Source organism: Streptomyces sp. CB01201, assembly GCF_002803085.1.
Lineage (GTDB): Bacteria > Actinomycetota > Actinomycetes > Streptomycetales > Streptomycetaceae > Streptomyces > Streptomyces hundungensis.
Genome location: NZ_NNBJ01000032.1, coordinates 38,789 through 57,365, shown reverse-complemented (window position 1 = coordinate 57,365; position 18,577 = coordinate 38,789). Strand labels below are relative to the sequence as shown.

Below are 18,577 nucleotides of genomic sequence, written 5' to 3'. Positions count from 1 at the left end.
AAGCAGGCTTCACTTCGCCGACAGTTCTGTCTCTCCATTCGTGATCGGAGAGACAGAACCTAGCTGAAGGACCATCTCGCCGCAGGGACAGAGCGCCAACCCGGTGCGGGGGCACTGGCGCTCGTTAGAGGTCGTTTTCTCCTTTGATGCGGCGGTAACTTCGGGATTGCACCCGCTGATGTATTGGTGCGGATGAGGTTGCCGAGTTGGTCGTGCTTGCAGAGGTGGGTGGTGTGGCGTCCGGGGCCGGAGTCGGCTTGCGCCTGTCTCATCCCAGGACGCCTGAACTTGTTCCGTGCTTCAGCTCGGCAGGACGCACGCCTGGGCGCACGCCCCCGACCGGCGCTATCTCCATGTCATGACCGACCGTCGCGCGTATCCGAGTGATCTGTCCGATGCCCGCTGGGAGTTGATCGAGCCGGTGCTGTCCGTGTGGCGCTACGAGCGCCACGGCCGGGCCCTGGGATTTGGCCGGCCGCCCGAGCATGACCTGCGCGAGATCATGAACGCGATCTTGTATGTGGACCGCACCGGGGTGCAGTGGCGCTACCTGCCGCACGACTTCCCGAACTGGAACACGGTCTACGGCTACTTCGCCAAGTGGCAGTCCGACGGCATCTTTGCCCAGCTCAACGGCCTGCTGCGGGAGTTGGTGCGCCAACGGGAGGGCCGCAACGCAGAGCCGTCAGCGTGCGTGATCGACGCGCAGAGCGTCAAGACCTCCACCAGCGTTCCCGCCACGAGCCAGGGCACGGATAACGCCAAGAAGATCGTGGGCCGCAAACGGAGCATCGTGACCGACACGATCGGCCTCCTGGTCGCAGTACTGGTCACCGCGGCCAGCGTGCAGGACTCCGTGGCCGGCACTCAACTCCTCGACCAGGTCTCCGCCGAGCATTCCAGCATCCGCAAGGTCTGGGTCGACGGCGGCTATCGCCAGCACCTCGTCGAGCACGCCGCCACCCTCGGCATCGACATGGAAATCACCGCCCGCACCCCCGGGACCAGGGGATTCACCCCGATCCCGAAGCGGTGGGCCGTCGAGCGGACCTATGGCTGGCTGATGCTCCACCGCCGCCTGGCCCGCGACTACGAAACCCACACAGCTCACTCCGAAGCCATGATCCACCTGGCCAGGACGGACCTGATGGCCCGAGGCCTCACCGGCGAGAGCACCATCTCCTGGCGCGACCCGGCAAACGACAATCAACCACCCATCCCAGGATGAAACACCGGGAGAAAACGACCTCTCAGGCCCGCACCGCCGTTGAGGCACTGCGCACCGAGGCGGGGCTGCGGCGGCAGATCGCCGAGCGGGCCCCGCAGCAGCTCGTCCATGAGGCGGCCGCCCGGGACGCCGCCCTGCGCCTGGCCCGCCCGCGCGCGGAGTCGGCGTCGTGGCCGAGCCTGGCTCCGCAGGCTCCTGCCCACGGCCCGGGCGGCCGCAGCCGATGACGGTCGGCCGTGACGAGCAGCCCGATCGCCCGCCGTACATGCGTGAGGGCCGACCTGCCACCTGGGTGGGGTCGGCCCTCATCGTGGCGCGCGTGCTGCAACACACGTGATGCGCGCCGGGTGCCCTGAAGGTCCCTGGACTGGTGGAAGTGGAGTCCGCAGCCGCCGAAGAGGACCAAACCCGCCTCTTACGTAGGGGGTTTGGGAACACACCCGGGAGCGTCGCATCAGGAGCGCCCAGCAGCAACCCAAAGTGGGGTGGCTCTGCAGCAATTCGTCTTACCAAGTCCCACCGACATCCACAGCGGCGTCTTTTCCGCAGGTCAGGGTGGGCGCCACAGATATTTGGCATCGGAACACTGTGTTCCGGCGCGACGGTGTCGGGATGGCTGTGCATCAACTCCCGCCGAGGTTTGCGAACTGGTGCACCATGCTCATCACACGAACGGGCGTCTGCAACCGCCCCGACGTGGAAGCGGAGTCCGCAGCCCCGGTGATGGGGCGGCCGCCGGAGGGGACCAACCACCCCACCACCTCGATACCTGGAGGGAACACCATGAACCGTCGGCAGTGCACCGAGTGCGTCGAAACACCCCGGCCGCCGCGCCGCCTCAGCGGCACGGAGGCCGTCGTCGTCATCGTCGTCATCGCGATCGGCGCCGCCCTCGCGCTGGCCGGGATGCCGGTGGCCACCGTCCTTGAACTCCTCACCGGCGCCGGGCTGGTGGGGCTGCGTCTGACCCGCCGGCCGACACCGGCCCCGGCCGCGCTCTGAGGCGGGCCGGGCCGTGGGACGACCGGAAAAACCCATCCTGACACCGAACAGCGGCCTGTTCGCACTGGCCCAGTGGCTGCGCGACCAGCGGACCACGGCCCGGTTGACCTACACCGCTCTCGCCGAGACCACCATCTACACCGCAACGACCCTGCAACGGGCCACCAACGGCGAGCGCATCCCGAAACTGCCGGTGGTGGAGGCCTACGCCCGCGGCTGCGGCGCCGATGTGAAGGCAGCGCGGAAGCTGTGGCGCAATGCACGCTGGATCGAACATCGCACGCTGCACCCCCGCCTCCAGGCCCCCCGCCCGGAACTGGTGACCGAATCCGCTGAACTCCTGGCGGCCCTGCGCGAGCTCTACTACAAGTCGGGCGGCATGCCGCTGGACGAGATAGAGCGCCGCGCGGGCATCGGACGGCTGCCGCACACCACCGTGCACCGCATGCTGCACGGTGCCACCGTGCTGCAGCTCGACCAGCTGCGTGCCTTTCTCCAGGTCTGCGAGGTGCCCGACCAGGAGCACGAGGCGTGGGTGAAAGCGTGGCTCCGCCTGTGGCGGCAACGCGAACAGCAGCGTCAGGAGTGTCTCGCCGACAAGCTGACGGTGGACGCCTCCCACGTGCGCGTGCTCGGGAGCGATGGCCATGTGCAGCACGTCTTCGCATTTTCCCCCAAGGTGACGGTGAACGCCTCCCACGTGCGCGTGCTCCGGGGCGATAGCCAAGTGCGGAGCTCCTCCGCATTTTCCCCGATGGAGCGAACCCTGGAGGAGGTGCTGGATCACGCCGTGACACACCGGTACCGAGTCAGTCGGCAACGGCAGCTCCGCGCAGCTCGGGTCCGGGACATACTCGCTGGCGCCAGGGTCGCGACCGGGTAGGAAGCGGGCGGCGTGGCCCTCGGGACGCATGGCGTGTCCGGGGCCGCGACCGCCCGGTCAGAGCAGGGCTTGCTCGGTCAAGGCCTTCAGACCGTCGCGGGTGTGCTGGGCGACGGCGGATTCGGGGCCGTGGACGGCGGTAACAGTGGACAGCAGCTCACTGCCGAGCGGCACAGCGTCAGCGGCGGGAACGTTGCGCCACAGACTGTAGGCCCGGCGCGAGGCGCCGACGGTGTCCGGGTGCTGCGGGCCTTGCAGACCGGCGCGGAGCCGGACGACATGCAGGTACCAGCCCACCGCGCTGCGGTGATCCCCCATCAGGTGGGCCAGGTAGCCGCGGACTTCGCGGACCTCGGCCGTGCGCAGGTGGGCATCGCCGTACTGGGCGGTGACCTCGGCATCGAGCTGCCGGGCCAGGTCGGCCGCCTGGTCGGGGCGGTCGGCAGTGTAGGCATGGGCGACCGCGGCGAGCCGCTCCTGGACCGTGCCGCTCAGGGGGTCCGGGCCCGTGCCGGGGATGAGCTCGGCGACGGCAGCCGAGCCCCAGAGGGTGGGGGTGACGGTCCCCCAGGGGCGGTAAAGGGTGGCGTCGTCCATGGTCGAACTCCCGGTGAGGGTATGGAGGATCACCAGTTCACCACCCGGCGGACTTCGGTGATCCGTGTGATGGCGCTCGTCGAGTTGCGCCAGCTGCTGTAGGACACGATGCGGGTCTGGACCCCGGTGCGCGGCGCCTCGATGATCATGTTGTTGCCGATGAACATGCCCACATGTCCGGGGCGGGCATCGCTGCCGTCGGAGCCCGGATTGAACACCAGGTCGCCCGGCTTCACGGCGTCCATGCTGACCTGACGGCCCACATCGACCTGCTCGAACGTGGTGCGCGGGAGGTCGATGCCGGCGGCCTTGTAGGCCTGCTGCATCAGCGAGGAGCAGCCGCATCGGCGGGAGGGCGTGTTGCCGAGGGGCTGCGTGCAGTCGCCACCCCACTGATACCAGCCGCCCCGCTGCTGCAAGGCCCAGGCCACCGCGGTGCGTACTGCGGCCGGGGCGTCGGAGGGCAGCGAGTAGCCCGCGGGGAGGTCGACGTTGGTGCTGGAGACCGGGGCGGCGAACTTGGCGGCGCCCGCCATGATCTTGCGGACGTAGTCGTACGTCTCGCCGCCGGCGAAGGAGCTCGGCGGCACGCCGCGGAACTGATCGACACGGCCCCACCCGGCGTTGTAACCGGCCAGGGCGAGTTCGATGGGGGAGCCGTTGTAGTCCGGGTGCTGCTTGGCGGTGTGCAGCAGAGAGCACATCATCTGCCCCTGGGCGGGGATCGCGTCGGCTGGGTCCATCACGTTTTTAACCCCGTCGCCGTTGCCGTCGACGCCACGGGTCGCCCACGTCTCCGGAATGAACTGCGCTATCCCGAACGCGATCGGAGTGCGGTCCGGCCTGCGGGATATCGCCGTGGGATCAAAGTTGGACTCGGCCTCAAGCTGCGCGGCCAGGATCGAGGGGGCGAGCCCCTCGCTGCACGCGGCGGCCGCGTTGATGATCAGCTGCGCGTACTCAGCGGGCACGCCGCCTCGGCCGATCCGCAGCGCGTTGGCGGTCGGCAGCGGGATGTTCCCACCGTTGCGGTCATCGAACGTCGAGATCAGCAGCACGACACCCAGGCCGAGGGCAAAAGGGGTCATCACCGCGCCCACCGCGCCCGCTGCCACCCACCGCTTGATTCGCACGCAGCCCCCCTCTGGCCCGTACCGCTACTTTGCTCTCCCAAAGCTGCACGCGTCCTGATGTGCCGGGGAACCAAAGCCCTGGCATATGCGTGAGTGTGCGTGACACTATGCCGTCACAGGTCACCAGTCGGGCAGTTGGGAATCACTCTCGTGCCCGCGTGACTCGCGAGTGTAGGGTGTGATGCCCCCTGCATCTACCTAATTAGTCATCAGAAATTAGCAAGAGCGAACATTTGCACATTCTTCGGGGGTAAGGGTGAGGAAGCAGCCGGCGCCGTCGGCGGTGATGGCGCAAGGGACGCGCCTGGTAGCCCCGGTGCTGTCCGCCGTGGGCGGCAGCGGGCGGTCAATTGTGGCCAACCTCCTTGCCTGCGCCCTGGCGCCGACCGGGGCCACGGTGGTGCTCGACACCGCCCCCCGGCTGTCGTCGCCCTGGCCCGCCTGGACATCCGGCGGCCCGGCGGCCGGGCTGGCCGCCCTGCCCGCCGACCAGCCGCTGTCCCCGGCCCAGGTGCGACAGGCCGCGTCCTGTCGCCCCGGACTCGACGGCAGTCAGTGGCAAGTACTGACCGACGGCCGCGACTGGCACACCCGGCCGCTCGCCCTGCCGGACGAACCCGCCGCCTGGCATCAGCTTTCGGCCATCGATGGCTGGCAGGCCGTGGTTGCCGACACCGCCCACCCCATGGCCCACGACGTCCTGGCGGCCCGCTGCGCAGGGCGTCAGGGGCAGACCCGCGGGTGGTGCGAACTGCCCTATGCGATCCCGGTGCTGTGTGCGGCTGCGACCGCCCAAGGCATCCAGGCCCTCCAACAGGCCGTGATGGCCCTGCACGCCGAGGGCCTGCCGCTGCAACGCGCCGTGGTGGCGCTCGTGGCCCCCACCGACGGCCGTACCCCGGCCGTCGTCCGGGCCGGCGCCACCATGCTTGGCCCGCGCACGGCCGCCGTCGTGCACCTGCCCTACGACCCCGGGATCCGGGCCCACGGCCTGGGCATCCCCTCCCGGCTGCGGCCACGCACCCGGCAGGCTGCCGGGCAACTCGCCGCCGCCGTCCACGCCGCGGCCCGCGCCGCCTGGGGCGACCCGCTGCCCCACGCCCCGCGCCCCGCGCCGCTTTCCGTTCCTGTTCCTGCACTTTGACGAGGTATCGGCCATGAGTCAGTTCCTGAGCACCCTGCACAGCGTCGTCACCGACCCGCACTGGCACGTCCTGGCCGATGACACCGGCGGCAAGGGGGCGTCGTCCCCGACTACACCCCCCAGCTGCCCAAGGAGGTCAGCAACCCGACGAAGACGATCCTGGGCTGGACGGCGGGCATCGGCCTGTCCGCGGCGGTCCTCGGCTCGCTGGTCGCCTGGATGCTCGTCGCCGTCGGCCACAACACCGAGCGGGCCTCCTTGGCCGCCCGCGGCAAGCAGGGCGTCCTGTGGAGCCTGGTGGGCGCCGGCGGTATCGGCGTGACCTCCTCGCTGGTGCTCGCCTTCTACAACATGGCGAAGTAGGGGCGGGCTGATGGAGCATCACGACCGCAAGGCCCGCCGCGCCAAACTGACCCTCGCCGGCATCGGCGTCCTCATCGCGAGCGCCCTGGTCGCCGGCGGCATCACCGCCTTCTCGCTACTCGGCGATGACGACAGCAAATCGTCGAAGGCCACGGCAAGCCCGTCGGTATCGGCACCCTCAGCCTCGTCATCCGCCCCGGGAAGTAGTGGCCCGATGACCCCGGACAAGGGGCGGAAGATCACGTTGAAGGCGCCGACCGGACAGAAGGACGGCATCTCCACCGGGTTCCCTAACACCCCCAACGGACAGATCTCGGCAGCCGTCTACTTCTGGGAGGAATACGCCTGGTTGGACGATCAGAAGGCCCGGCAGCAGTTGCAGGCCATCGTCTCCAAGGATGCGCCGGGCTACATCGACGAGCAGATCAGCGATGTCCGCAAGTTCCGCGAGGCCCTCAACCTTCCACCGTCCGGCGGCGTTCCTGCTGGAATCACCTTTACTACGGCGGTCAAAGCGGTGCGGATGCGGTCGCTGTCGGACGACGGCAAGGTTGTCGAGATCTGGATGACCTACGACCGCTTCGCCACTAAGCCCGACGGCGGACCGGACGACAACCCGCTCAAGGACCAGGCCGACATGCTCATCCTGAAGTGGCAGGACGGCATGTGGAAGCTGACCAACGAACCCCGGTATTGGTCCAAGCGGGACAGCCCAAAGGCCTCCTACTTCCCCGACTCACCGTATGCGTCCAAGGACGGATGGGTGCAGGTGCGCCATGCCGACTGAGATGGTGTCCCGCTCCCTTCGGCGGGCGGTGTGCCTCCTCGTGGCCACGCTGCTGTGCCTCGGCTCCAACCTGAGCAGTGCCCCTTTAGCGCGCGCCAGCCGGGCCACGGCCGAGGGGCCGTCGTTATCAGGATCGTCCGTGGGCCGGGTGGCCCGCTGCTGGTGCTGGAGGCGGGTGGTCTGGGCGGCTTGTTCGGCACGTTGAGACTCCCGTCGCAGGTGCCTGTCGCCGGTGACGTCGGCCCACCGGGTGAACGCGGCCGCTTTCCGTGTGTGGAGGTCGGCCAGCAGCGCCAGGTCCGGTTCGGTCCGCTGCTGGTATGAACGGAACCGGTCGCCCAGTTCCGTCAGTTCATCGCGCAGTTCAAGCGGCCGCAGACCGTGCGGGACGACGTGCCCGGCGATCCGGCCGTCCCGCGCGGGACGCTGGCGAGTGGACCGGGCAGCGGGCACCGTCTGCGGACCACCGGCGCAGGAGCGGTCGGAGAACTGCGGACCGCCCACAGGCGCGGCAACGGGCCGGGCGGCGTCGGCGACGGTACTCACAGTCCGGGGCGGAAGTGGTGCGGTGGCGACGGTCGTGGCTCCGGGGGTGGCGGCCGCGCACCGTGAGCAGCATTCCATCGCCCGCCACCAGCGGCCCTCCCGGTCGGTGACGACGGACAGGACCACCGGCCCGCCGCACCGCCACGGCACGCCGCGCTCCGGGCGCTCGTCGAAGCGAGCAGCAGGTGTGTGGAGGTGGCAGTGCTCGGCCTTGCAGACGCAGAACGCCTGAGCCCGCGGGCCGGCCATCGCCTTGAGGTGCGCCTTGAGATGGGCCACCGCCGCGGTACGGCCGGCCGCCGTGGTCGCCAGGCGCTCCGGGACGCATGCGGGGCGGCTGCACGAGACACGCACCGCCGCGCTACTCCGGCCGGCGGCATCAAGGCGCACCGTCCAGGTACGCCCCAGCACCCGGTCATCCAGCTCGCCCGGCGAGACCTGCACCATCCCGTCCTCCAACGCCATGTCCCCGACTGCCGCACCTGTGGCCCTACGACGACTGGCACGAGGTGAGTCCACCGTAGGGGGCCCCATGGCCCGAGACCGAAGACGCGCTGGGGTGCGCCGGCGGAAGAATTCAAGGACGCCCAGTGCCGTCCCCGCCCATGGCCTGTGCCACTGGTAGTTCCGTGACCGTGACACTGTGAGTGATGGCTGCCGGTTCCGGACTCTGACGTGCGCGGAATCTGTGACGTGCCATGTCACAGATTCCGCAGATCAGACCTGCTCGCTCGTGGCGTCTATAACGGACCGCGGCACACGCCCGAACTCGGTGGTCTGGGCCGAGACCACGGCCACCGGGAGCTTCATTTTCACGGACGCGTTCAAATCGCGGCCAGATGCCGTGAGGTTGTAAAGCGATCAGCCTAATTCCGCTTTTCCGGCGCGAATTTGCCTTGCTCTGGGTAAGCGAATGCCTGCGCGCTTACGGTCCCTCCACCGGCCGCGCCCTTGACTGCTAGCTGTCCGCCCATCACGCGCAAGTCCAGGTAGAAGCGCACGGTGCCGGCCGCCTCGGTGAGGTCGTGGATGCGGCTGTTGATGTAGCCGAGCCGGTTGAGGGCAGCCCTGACCTGGGCGGCCTGAGGGTTCTTCAGGTCCGTGAGCGCCTTGGTGATGCGGGTGGAATGCTCGCGGCCTTCGCACTTCTCCACACCGTTCAGCTTGGGCTGTTCAGCCGTAGCGGTAGGGCTCGCGTTGGCGGTGGGCGGCTTCTCGCCCACCGGGAGCAGCTCGCTGGGGCGGGTGGGCGGGTGCTCGCCCGGCAAGGGATCATCCGAGCCGGTCTCTTCCGCCGGAGCGTCCGGCACGCACGGCCTACCTACCCGCTCCAGCATCTGCATGAATGCCACCTCCGCGTCCGGGCTCGGCTCGGATGCCACCGGCTGCGCGCCTACGGCGTCGGCGCTGCTGCGCGCTCCGTCTTGACCCCTCTGTGTGCCGCAAGCCGCCAGCGCCAGCATCGTAAGCACTGCTGCGCCCGCCCCTGTAAGAACCCGTGAACGTGTCATGTTCACATTTTCAGGGACTGCTAGGGCCCAGCACATGAGTACAGATACTCATGTGCTCCCGGTGGTCAACCCAGTAGCTCCCTCGTGTCGGTCAAGAAAAAAAGCGGATTACTTGACTCCCTTTTTAAACATCTTGTGGAAGTTCTCTCGGTCGCACTAGTGTCCGCTCTCGATCTCGCAAAGGGATCACCAACGAGGGGACATCCATGCGCAAAATCATGCTGCCGCTGGCCGCCGCTTTAGGCATGACCATGCTGCTCCCGCAGCCCCCGGCCGGCGCCGCCGCCAACCCCGACCAGCCACTCGCCGACGGGGCCGTCCAACAAGTCGGCCCCGGCCTTTACTTCACCGCTACCAACACCTTCGAAATCAACGAAACCGACGCCCCCGCCGGACTCATGGGCCGTAAGCACGCCGTCACCGAAGTCAACGGCGTTGCCAAGCCCCAGTCCGCCGATCCCTCCCGCGCCGACCTCGGCGTCTTCGGTCAGGGCTGGGAAGCCGAATTCCTCGGCGGCCAGCTCAACCGCAAGCTCGCAGCTGCCTCCGGTGCCTACACCGTCACCGATCTCGAAGTCGGGGAAAGCACCCGCTACAACCTCACCGACACCCTCTCCACCCCCGACGGCAGAAGCATCAACAAGTACACCGCCACCGACGGCTCCACCCTCACCGAGACGTCCAAGTGGGACAGCAACCTCGGTGTCATGACCACCACCATCAAGGAAGTCGTGAACGCGGACCTGAAGTCCGCCGCCGACAGTGACGACACCTTCAGCGGCGCAGCCGCCGACGTTAAGCCCACCTACACCTGGGCACAGAAGGCCCCCGGCTCAGACACCTGGCGGGTCACCGCCGTTGGCACCGGATCCACCGGCACCGACACTGTCTCCTACGATTCCAAGGGCCGCGTTTCCACCGTGAGCATGGCCGCCGGCGGCGAATCCCCGGCCCAGACTCTCAAGGTCACCTACTCCACGGCCACCACCGCCACCTCGACCGCGGACGGCGAATACACCGGCCGGGCCAAAGCGATCGACCTCACCACCGGCACCACCACCCAGACCGTAGCCCGCTACAGCTACGACTCCACCGGCCTGCTCAAAGCGGTGACCAACCCGGTGGAATCCACCGAACCGCTCGCCACCTACAGCTACGACTCCACCGGCCGCGTCGCCGACATCGTCTCCCCGTCCAATGGCGGCTGGGACCTCGACTTCACCACCTCCACCGACGGAAGTCCCAACGTCGAACCCGTCGGCCCCGCACGCCCAGCCGGCGAATCCACGCTCAACGGCGCAGCAGACATCACTAACACCGCCGCCACCCAGCCCCCGGCCGGCGACATCACCAAGGCTGACCTCTCCAGCGCCGCTTCCTACCCCGGCCACTGCAGCCGCGCCACCGACTGGCTGTGGTACCTGAAGAACGGCTGCGCCGCATGGGCCGCCCACTACGGCTGGCACCAGCCCTACTGGCGCCAACTCCCGTCCGGTTACTGGGTCATCGGCATCCTCCATGACCACTGCACCTCCGCGCCTGACAAGCCGTCCGGCTACAACTTCATCTCCGCGTGCGACATGCACGACTACGGCTACGGCCTCATCGGCAACACCTACAAGGGTTACCGCTACTACCTCGACCGCGACAAGAAGTCCAACGTCGACAACGCCTTCCACACCACGCTGCGCGACTACACCTGCTCCGCGTACCGCTTCAAGTCCCCCTGCCGCTCCATCGCCTACACCTACCTCCAGGCCGTGAAGCGCGGCGGCAACCCGAAGAACGGCGCCAACGCCACCTGAGCCACCCCCGGTATCACCAGCGGGAGGGGCGTCCCCGTCGCCCCTCCCGCTGCCCTGTACGCCCTGAAAGCTGGAGCACTGATGAAAAGACCCCTGTGGGCTGCCGTCATCGCGGGAGCGATAACCATCGGTTTCGCCGTCCTGCCCACCACTGCGCAAGCCGGTGACCTTGACCCCGTCGGCACCGTCGATCCCGTCTCCTCCGCCACCTATAAAGCGGCCGAAGGCGGCAAGAAGATCCGCGTGAACGTTGTCGCCGTTAACCGCAGCGACCTCTCCGCCGCCGCCGAAGCCGGTCAAGTCGTGCGCACTTTCAAAAAGGTGCCCGTCACCACGCTCCGCGTCGACACCACCGGACTGAAGAAGCTGTCCGCCGATCCCGGTGTCCTCTCCGTCACCGAAGACGTACCTGTCCCGCCCTCCCTGGACCAGACCGTCCCCCTCGTCGGCGCGGACAAGACCACGGCCAAAGGTCTGGACGGCTCCGGCTCCACCGTCGCCATCCTCGACACCGGAGTGGCCGTCAAACACCCCTTCCTCGGCGGGCGCGTCACCGACGAAGCCTGCTTCTCCACCACCGACGAAACATACGGCTCCGCCAGCCTGTGCCCCGGCGGCACTGACGTCCAAGAAGGACCCGGGTCCGCCGACGCCGACAGTGGCCACTGCGCCGAAATGGGCGACGCCTGCTCCCACGGCACCCACGTCGCAGGCATCGCCGCGGGCAACGGCACCGGCCTGGCCGGCGCCCCCAAGCAAGGGGTAGCCCCCGGTGCGAAGATCATCGCCATCCAGGTCTTCTCCCGGTTCGATTCGCCCGACTACTGCGGATCCGTCACCCCCTGCGCCCTGAGCTTCACCTCCGACCAGCTCGCCGCCCTGGAGAAGGTCGACGCATACAAGCAGGCCGGCAAGCCCGTCATCGCCGTCAACCTGAGCCTGGGCGGAGGTCGCTATACCGCAGCCTGCGACGCCGACCCACGTGCCGCCATCATCAACACCCTCTACAACGAAGGCGTCGCAACCGTCGCCGCCGCCGGAAACCAGGCTTACACCAACGCCGTCAACTCGCCCGCCTGCGTCCCCAACGCCGTCACCGTCGGTGCCGTCACCGACGACGACCAGCTCACCAGCTACACGAACCGTGGCCCGCTCGTCGACGTGTTCGCTCCGGGCCAGGGCGTCATCAGCTCCCTTCCGGGCAGCACCTACGGCTCCAAGAACGGCACCTCCATGGCCACACCGCACGTCACAGGGGCCCTCGCCGTTCTCCGCCAAGCCGCTCCTGACGCCTCCCTCAGCAACCTGGTCAAGACACTCGCCAGCACGGGCAAGGCCATCAGCTACACCGAGGCCACCACACCCCGCATCCAGGTGGGTGCCGCCGCAGACACACTGGCGGCCAAGCCCGACCCCAAGCCCCGGCCGACGATGGTCTGGGACGAGAAGGACTCCGCCATCCCCGGCAAAGGCTCCGGCTCCCTCACCCGTCAGCTCACTTCCACTGTTCCCGGCAACGCACCGTCCCGGCTGCGCCTGGAATTCGACGTGGACGGACTGGGCTTGAACAACCTGAACGTCGACCTCATCGATCCCAATGGCAAGACCTACCACCTGGACGACTCGGCCACCCCGGCCGCAGCCACACCCTCGGGCATCGAAGCGCCGTCCGTCGGTGGTCCCATCGGCTCCGCCTACTACGTGGACGCCTCCTCCTCCCCGGCATCCGGCACGTGGAAGCTGAAGCTGGCGAACGGCTACTCCACCAGTGTCGGCACCCTACTCAACTGGTCGCTGGAGTTCCCCTTCAGCAAGCTCGGCAACGTCTCCATCCCCGACAACGGCAACATCTCCGCCAGCGTGTCAGCGGCGAACGTCGGCGGCAACGCCTCCTCCGCTACGCAGGTCTCGGTCAACCTCACCCATCAGAAGATCGGCGACCTCAAGCTGGAGCTCATCAGCCCCAGCTCCAAGACCTACGTCCTGAAGACCGTTTCCACCACCGACACCACCACCTCGGTCAACAAGACGTACATCATCAATGCTTCCGACTCTCCCGCCGACGGCACATGGAATCTCAAGGTCACCGACTCCGTCACCGGCAGCATCGGGACCCTCAAGTCGTGGTCGGTCGCGTTCCCGACGTACGAGAACCGCACCAGCGTGGCAATCCCGGATCAGGCCACCGTTGCCACCGGCACGGACATCTGGCGTTCGTCCGGAACCACGCCCACCAAGGCGAAGGTATGGGTGGACCTGGACCACGAATGGCAGGGCGACCTGAACATCAGCCTGCTCGGCCCGGGCGGCAAGCTCTACCCGCTCAAGGCGGTGGGTATCCAGCCCGGCGGCCACATGCAGAAGCTCTTCACCGTTGACATTCCCGCGCAGCCCATCAGTGGAGAGTGGCAGCTTCAGGTGGAGGACACCGATCCTGGCTCCACCGGAACGCTCAACGGCTGGGTCCTTCAGTTCTGACCCGTCCACCTGGCCCCGACGCCCCCGCTCGCTCCTCCGGCGGGGGCGTCGTCTTTCTTCCGGTCCGTGCGATCCCTAAAGTAACTCGTTCATGTTTCTACGTGCCGGCTTCCTGACCTTCGACGATGGAAGTCAGACCGTCGAGGAGTGCTGTGAGGCCGAATTCGAAGACAGCATCGAGACGCAGGTCGTAGCCGCCCTCGAAGGATCCGACCACCTTGGTGAAGGTCGGGAAGCGGCCGGATTCCACCAGTTCTCGGAGAGCGGGGGCGCGGCTGTCCATCCACTGGTCCTCCGACTGGCCCGTGGCGGCTTCGGCATGAGCTTCCATCTCCAGGTGCACTGCCAGGCCCTGGACATGGCTGTAGAGCAGGACGTGGATGTCGAACAGCGTCGTGGGGTCGAGGCCGTGGCCGTCGAGGGCGCCGAGTATCCACTCGCCGTGGACCATGAGATTGGGCACGAGCAGAGGGCGGGTGAGAGAGCCGAGCTGGGCCAGCCACGGGTGCTTGCGGTACAGGCTCCACAAGGTCCGGGCACCCAGCTCGACGCGGGTGCGCCAGCCCTCGGGGGCGTCCGCGTTGTAGGACCCCTCGCCGAACGCGGCGTCGGCCATGTGCAGGACGAGGTCTTCCTTGCTCGGGACGTACCGGTAGGTTGACATTGCCGCGACGCCGAGCCGGGCCGCGACGCCACGCATGGAGAGCGCCGAGAGCCCTTCGGCGTCGGCGATCTCGATGGCGGTACGGACGATCCGGTCGAGGCTCAGCTCCAGCTCGGGGTCCGGGGCAGGTGACGGGCGCCTGCGGGCCGGCGCGGGGAGGGCGGTTCCGGCGACGACCGTGCCGATCCGGGGCCGGGCCTCGACCAGTCCCTCCAGACGCAGAGTGGCCAGGGCTTTGGTGGCGGTGGCGAGCGCGACGCCCCATTCCCCGGCGATCTGCCGGGTCGAGGGAACCCGGTCCCCGGGGGCGAGTTCACCGTCCGCGATGCGCCGCCGGATCACGGCGACGATGCGCAGATAGGGCGGATCGCCAACTGCGCCCGTGGTCTTCGTCACGTACTGCCGCCTTCCTGCCCTGTACTAGTACAGAGGGTAGCAGTGGCGACGCCGTGCGGAGGGCATCTGCCCTAGTACAAGGCTCCATTTCGGCCAGTTGAAGGGGTTGCGCGTACGACGTACGTTCAGATCGCTTACGCCGTACAAAGCACTGGAGGAGCTTCTCATGCAGACCGTACTCATCTCCGGCGGCGGCATCGCCGGGCCCGTCCTGGCCTACTGGCTGCGCCGCCACGGCTTCGCGCCCACTGTCGTCGAGCGCGCTCCGGGCCAACGCCCCGGCGGCCAGGCCGTGGACATCCGTGGCGTCGCGCTCGAAGTCGTGGAGCGAATGGGCCTGCTGGAGCGGGCAAGCCGTGTACGGACCCGGATGCGCGGCATGTCGATCCTCGACCCCGACGGCCACGAGGTCGATCGCTCCACCGAGGCGACCTTCAGCAGCGGCCGGCTCGACAGCGAAGACATCGAGGTGCTGCGCGAGGACCTGGTCCGGATGGTGTATGAGCACACGCGCGCAGGCGTCGAGTACCTCTTCGGCGACAGCATCACCGAGCTCGACGAGGACGAGACCGGCGTGCGCGTCGAATTCGCGCACGGGCCATCCCGCGCCTTCGACCTGGTGGTCGGAGCCGACGGCCTCCATTCCACCGTACGGCGCCTGGCCTTCGGTCCGGAGGAGCGTTACGCCCATCACCTGGGCAGCTATCTCTCGGTATTCAGCGCGGACAACTTCCTCGCCCTGGAAGACTGGCAGATGTGGCTGCGGGACGGCGACACGGGCTTCGGCATCATGCCCGTACGCGGCAACACCGAACTCAGGATCGCCTTCGGTTTCGAGTCCGCCCCCCTCGCCCCCGACCTCCGCGGCGGCGGCGCCCTGCGGCAGCTCGTCGTGGACAAGCTCGCCTTGATGCGGTGGGAAGGGACTCGCCTGGCCGAGGCCGCCCAGAAGGCGCCCGACTTCTACTGCGACGCCATGGCCCAGATCCGCATGGGCCAGTGGTCGTTGGGCCGGGTGACCCTGCTCGGAGACGCCGGCTACTGCCCTTCTCCCCTCTCGGGGCAGGGCACCAGCCTGGCCCTCGTAGGCGCCCACGTGCTGGCCGACTGCCTTGCCCAAGCCAACGGCGACCACCGCACCGCGTATGCCCGCTACGAGCAGCGGATGCGCCCCTTCGTCACCCTCAACCAGGCCCTGGCCATCGAGAATCCCGGCGGACCTGCCTCGGAGGAATCCGTCACGCGCGCCAAGAACGCACTCTCACTGGGTCCAACAGTCTGATGGCGGTGCGCTGACCGATGCCGAGTTTCAGCAGATGAACGTGCTGTTTCACCGTTTCTGCAGCCGTGAACTGGTTCAGTTCGAGGCGCTGCGGACGAACACCCAGTACGGCCCGGTGTACATCCTCATGACGTGGTCAATGTCCGCAGAGTTCGAAGTGGTTGTGCTCCACGACTTCTGATCCGCTCACTCCGACGTGAGCCGGCCCGCCAGCTCGGTAGCCAGGGCGTAGGCGTCTCGTTCCTCGACAGAGTCGTGGGTGTGGGTTTCCGCGAAGTGCAGCAGCAGTCGCACCACATCGCGTGCCTCGATGAGAGTGATCAGCGGTTCACGCGAAGCATCGGAGTAGGTGCCGGTCACGGGGGAGGCGAGGTCGTCCATGACCGGTCAACTCCGCTCCCGTGGGCGGGGTTACGTCCTTTGAACCAGCCGTCCCCGGGCAACGACGATGCGGAAATGCGTCAGAGCACGGCTATTGCGGGGCTACGGCCTGCGCGCCGGCCTCGACGGCGTCGAGGACGCGGTGGTGGTAGTCCTCGATCTGGCCGTCGGGAACAGCTACGGGGCTGCCGGTGAGGGTGTACCACTCGTCCGCGCCGGTGTACTGGATGGTGACGACGACGTGGTGGTCGGCCTGGCGGGTGGTGCGGATGGTGAGGTCGCCTGTGATGACTCCTACTTCGTCGGTCATGGCGCCGCCGGGGCCTGCGACGACCTGGTCGTCGCAGACGGCGGGTTCGGGGGTCTGCATCAGTGGACGCAGGTGTCGAGCATCTCGCCGAGTGCGGTCTTCTCCGCCTCGGTGACGTTGAGTTGGTAGAGGTGCTTCACGTCGATCCAGGCGCGGGAGTAGGTGCACCAGTAGGACTGGAGCGGGGGCTTCCACAGGTCGGGGGTCTGGTCGCCCTTGGACCGGTTGGAGGCGGCGGAGACGGCGATGAGCTGGGAGTGTTCGAGGTCGTTGGCGAAGGTTTTGCGGCGCGGGGTGTCCCACTGGTCGGCGCCGGCCCGCCAGGCGGCGGCGAGCGGCACCATGTGGTCGACGTCGACCTGGCTTGCGGCGGTCAGGTTCTTGCCGTCGTATTCGCTGTGCCAGGTCCCCGAGACGGCGCGGCATTTGTCGTCCTGGACGACGTTCTGGCCGTCGCGCTGCAAGACGATCTCGCGGGTGTCGCACTGGTTGCCCTGCATTGCCCAGTGGGGGAACTTCGTGCGGCTGTAGCCGGCCATCGCGTGCGGGGCGTCCACGTTCAGGTCGCGGAGTTCGCTGCGGGCGACGTCGGCGGGAGGCGGCTCCGGCAGCGCCCGCCGCAGGACCGGCACGGTGTGCGCGGCGGTGGCGGGGCCGGCCGAGGCGGTTGTGGCGGGGAGCAGGGCGACGGTCAGGCCGGCGAGAGCGGTGGCAGCGTGCAGCCAGCGGCTGGAGGTGATCATGCGTCAAGAGATAGCGCCTGCTGAGCTGAAGCTGTGCGTGTCACCCGTGCGAGGGCGCCGCCAACCTGCCTGCTGACGCTTGGTGCGCGGCCGTCGGGGCACGCGTCCCTCGCGGCTGTGCTCGGTGCGCGTGCCTTGCGGCGCGTGGCCCATCTTGCCTGCAAAGCGGGCCTGCGGGTTCGCGGCAGTTTGCGGGCCACCCGCACCAGCCACGTAGCGCATGACTGCGGCGACGTAAGACCTAGGGCGCGTATCGAGTCGTGATCAATCCGTAGATTCGACCCCGCCTGGGTCTCTGATCCGGTAGATCATTTTGCGTGACGCGAGTGCAACTGAAGGATGCAGAGTGGGAGTTCATCGGGCCGTACTTGCCGATCGGCGAGTACGGCCCGTACCCCGAGCGACTGCGGCAGCAGTTCGAGGGTGTGATTTGGCGGTTCAAGACTGGCGGGCAGTGGCGCGAGATGCCGCAGGAGCTCGGCGCCTGGTCGACCGTCTCCAACCGCTTCCGGCAGTGGCGGGACGCCGGCGTGTTCGAGGCCCTGCTGGAGGGCCTGATCGCGGAGGCCGCGAAGCGGGGCGAGGTGGACCTGTCCCTGGTCAGCATCGACTCCACCACCGCACGTGCTCACCACGACGCTGCCGGGATGCACCTGAGCGAGGACGTGCTCACCGCCCTGGAGAAGGCTGCCGCCGAGGAGGAGAAGGCCAGGTCAAAGGGGGCGGCGCCGAAGAACAAAACGGACAGGCTGTCGAAGCGGATCCCGAGCGGGAGGAGCGGCGACGCGTCCGGCGCCGCCGAAAGCTCCGGCTGAAGGCCGCTCTCCTGGGACGCTCGCGGGGCGGGCAGACCAGCAAGGTTCACCTCGCCGCCGACCGCAAGTGCCGCCCGCTGGCGTTCGTCCTGACCGCCGGGCAGGCAGCCGACAGCCCGCAGTTCATCCCCGTCTTGAAGAAGATCCGGGTCCGTGGGCCCGTCGGCCGCCCCCGCACCAGACCCGACGCCATCGCCGGGGACAAGGCCTACTCGTCCCGCGGAAACCGTGCCCACCTGCGCAAACGCCACATCAAGGCCGTCATCCCGGAGAAGGTCGACCAGGCCGCCAACCGGAAGAAGAAGGGCTCCAGGGGCGGCCGGCCCGTCGGCCACGACGCTGACCTCTACAAGGAGAGGAACACCGTCGAGCGCCTGATCAACAAGCTCAAGGCCTGGCGAGGCATCGCCACCAGGTACGACAAGACCCGGACAGCTACCTCGCAGGCCTCCACTTACGCGCCTCGATGATCTGGATCAACGACCTCACTCGGGCCGCCACCTGATCAG

19 protein-coding genes and 1 pseudogene are annotated in these 18,577 nt (G+C 68.2%); 12 read left to right on the top strand and 8 right to left on the bottom strand.

Going from position 1 to position 18,577, the window contains the following annotated elements:
* The first annotated feature begins 358 nt into the window (after positions 1-358).
* The 4 genes from CG740_RS38360 (at position 359) to CG740_RS38345 (ending at position 3,113) form a co-directional block, all read left to right on the top strand.
* A complete protein-coding gene (locus CG740_RS38360; protein WP_100579958.1) occupies positions 359-1,228 on the top strand; it encodes an IS5 family transposase in 870 nt (289 codons plus the stop codon).
* Positions 1,225-1,455 (top strand): hypothetical protein, encoded by a 231-nt coding sequence (locus CG740_RS38355; protein ID WP_100579951.1) that lies wholly within the window; start codon positions 1,225-1,227, stop codon positions 1,453-1,455. The genes CG740_RS38360 and CG740_RS38355 overlap by 4 nt, the downstream gene beginning before the upstream one ends.
* Before the next feature lie 556 nt (positions 1,456-2,011).
* A complete protein-coding gene (locus CG740_RS38350; RefSeq protein ID WP_100579950.1) occupies positions 2,012-2,230 on the top strand; it encodes a hypothetical protein in 219 nt (72 codons plus the stop codon).
* 13 nt (positions 2,231-2,243) lie between these two features.
* Positions 2,244-3,113, top strand: coding sequence for a helix-turn-helix domain-containing protein (locus CG740_RS38345; protein WP_100579949.1), 870 nt, complete (start codon positions 2,244-2,246; stop codon positions 3,111-3,113).
* A gap of 57 nt (positions 3,114-3,170) precedes the next feature.
* On the opposite strand, the gene CG740_RS38340 is transcribed toward CG740_RS38345, so the two are convergent.
* Both CG740_RS38340 and CG740_RS38335 read right to left on the bottom strand, forming a co-directional pair.
* On the bottom strand, positions 3,171-3,743 hold the full coding sequence (locus CG740_RS38340; RefSeq protein ID WP_159030551.1) for a tetratricopeptide repeat protein: 573 nt from the start codon (positions 3,741-3,743) through the stop codon (positions 3,171-3,173).
* Complete coding sequence (locus CG740_RS38335; RefSeq protein ID WP_234376746.1) at positions 3,740-4,843, bottom strand: C40 family peptidase; 1,104 nt, start codon at positions 4,841-4,843, stop codon at positions 3,740-3,742. Before CG740_RS38335 ends, CG740_RS38340 begins: the two co-directional genes overlap by 4 nt.
* Positions 4,844-5,099: 256 nt before the next feature.
* Between CG740_RS38335 and CG740_RS40630 the strand changes: the two genes are divergently transcribed.
* The 3 genes from CG740_RS40630 to CG740_RS41405 all read left to right on the top strand — a co-directional run bounded on the left by CG740_RS40630 (position 5,100) and on the right by CG740_RS41405 (position 7,137).
* Positions 5,100-5,987: a hypothetical protein gene (locus CG740_RS40630; protein WP_234376745.1), complete on the top strand. Its 888-nt coding sequence runs from the start codon at positions 5,100-5,102 to the stop codon at positions 5,985-5,987.
* 219 nt (positions 5,988-6,206) lie between these two features.
* Positions 6,207-6,350, top strand: coding sequence for a hypothetical protein (locus CG740_RS41410; RefSeq protein WP_234376744.1), 144 nt, complete (start codon positions 6,207-6,209; stop codon positions 6,348-6,350).
* Positions 6,351-6,360: 10 nt separating this feature from the next.
* Positions 6,361-7,137 (top strand): hypothetical protein, encoded by a 777-nt coding sequence (locus tag CG740_RS41405; protein WP_234376743.1) that lies wholly within the window; start codon positions 6,361-6,363, stop codon positions 7,135-7,137.
* On the opposite strand, the gene CG740_RS38315 is transcribed toward CG740_RS41405, so the two are convergent.
* Entirely contained in the window at positions 7,087-8,148 is a 1,062-nt protein-coding gene (locus CG740_RS38315) for a hypothetical protein (RefSeq protein ID WP_100579947.1), read from the bottom strand. The two genes, CG740_RS41405 and CG740_RS38315, sit on opposite strands and share 51 nt — an antisense overlap.
* Before the next feature lie 401 nt (positions 8,149-8,549).
* A complete protein-coding gene (locus tag CG740_RS38310) occupies positions 8,550-9,026 on the bottom strand; it encodes a hypothetical protein (protein WP_159030550.1) in 477 nt (158 codons plus the stop codon).
* A gap of 374 nt (positions 9,027-9,400) precedes the next feature.
* Between CG740_RS38310 and CG740_RS38305 the strand changes: the two genes are divergently transcribed.
* The gene (locus tag CG740_RS38305) at positions 9,401-10,999 is read left to right on the top strand and encodes a phospholipase A2 (protein ID WP_234376742.1); all 1,599 of its coding nucleotides are present in this window, start codon (positions 9,401-9,403) and stop codon (positions 10,997-10,999) included.
* Between the two features lie 81 nt (positions 11,000-11,080).
* Positions 11,081-13,477, top strand: a complete 2,397-nt coding sequence (locus CG740_RS38300; protein WP_100579945.1) for a proprotein convertase P-domain-containing protein — start codon at positions 11,081-11,083, stop codon at positions 13,475-13,477.
* 97 nt (positions 13,478-13,574) lie between these two features.
* Here the strand turns inward: CG740_RS38300 and CG740_RS38295 are convergent, their stop codons facing one another.
* Entirely contained in the window at positions 13,575-14,537 is a 963-nt protein-coding gene (locus tag CG740_RS38295; RefSeq protein ID WP_100579944.1) for a TetR/AcrR family transcriptional regulator C-terminal domain-containing protein, read from the bottom strand.
* 166 nt (positions 14,538-14,703) lie between these two features.
* Here CG740_RS38295 and CG740_RS38290 point away from each other — a divergent pair, with 166 nt between their 5' ends.
* Together CG740_RS38290 and CG740_RS40625 are read left to right on the top strand one after the other, a co-directional pair.
* Positions 14,704-15,819, top strand: a complete 1,116-nt coding sequence (locus CG740_RS38290) for an FAD-dependent monooxygenase (RefSeq protein WP_100579943.1) — start codon at positions 14,704-14,706, stop codon at positions 15,817-15,819.
* A 34-nt stretch (positions 15,820-15,853) separates the two neighbouring features.
* Complete coding sequence (locus tag CG740_RS40625) at positions 15,854-16,000, top strand: hypothetical protein (protein ID WP_199846706.1); 147 nt, start codon at positions 15,854-15,856, stop codon at positions 15,998-16,000.
* Between the two features lie 5 nt (positions 16,001-16,005).
* Here CG740_RS40625 and CG740_RS38285 read toward each other — a convergent pair whose 3' ends face one another.
* From CG740_RS38285 to CG740_RS38275, 3 genes are all read right to left on the bottom strand, one after another.
* Positions 16,006-16,200, bottom strand: a complete 195-nt coding sequence (locus tag CG740_RS38285; protein WP_100579942.1) for a hypothetical protein — start codon at positions 16,198-16,200, stop codon at positions 16,006-16,008.
* 91 nt (positions 16,201-16,291) lie between these two features.
* Positions 16,292-16,570: a hypothetical protein gene (locus tag CG740_RS38280; protein WP_100579941.1), complete on the bottom strand. Its 279-nt coding sequence runs from the start codon at positions 16,568-16,570 to the stop codon at positions 16,292-16,294.
* The gene (locus CG740_RS38275) at positions 16,570-17,253 is read right to left on the bottom strand and encodes an HNH endonuclease family protein (protein ID WP_100579940.1); all 684 of its coding nucleotides are present in this window, start codon (positions 17,251-17,253) and stop codon (positions 16,570-16,572) included. The genes CG740_RS38280 and CG740_RS38275 overlap by 1 nt, the downstream gene beginning before the upstream one ends.
* 317 nt (positions 17,254-17,570) lie before the next feature.
* Here CG740_RS38275 and CG740_RS38270 point away from each other — a divergent pair.
* A pseudogene (locus CG740_RS38270) lies at positions 17,571-18,573 on the top strand (IS5 family transposase).
* The last annotated feature ends 4 nt before the right edge of the window (positions 18,574-18,577 follow it).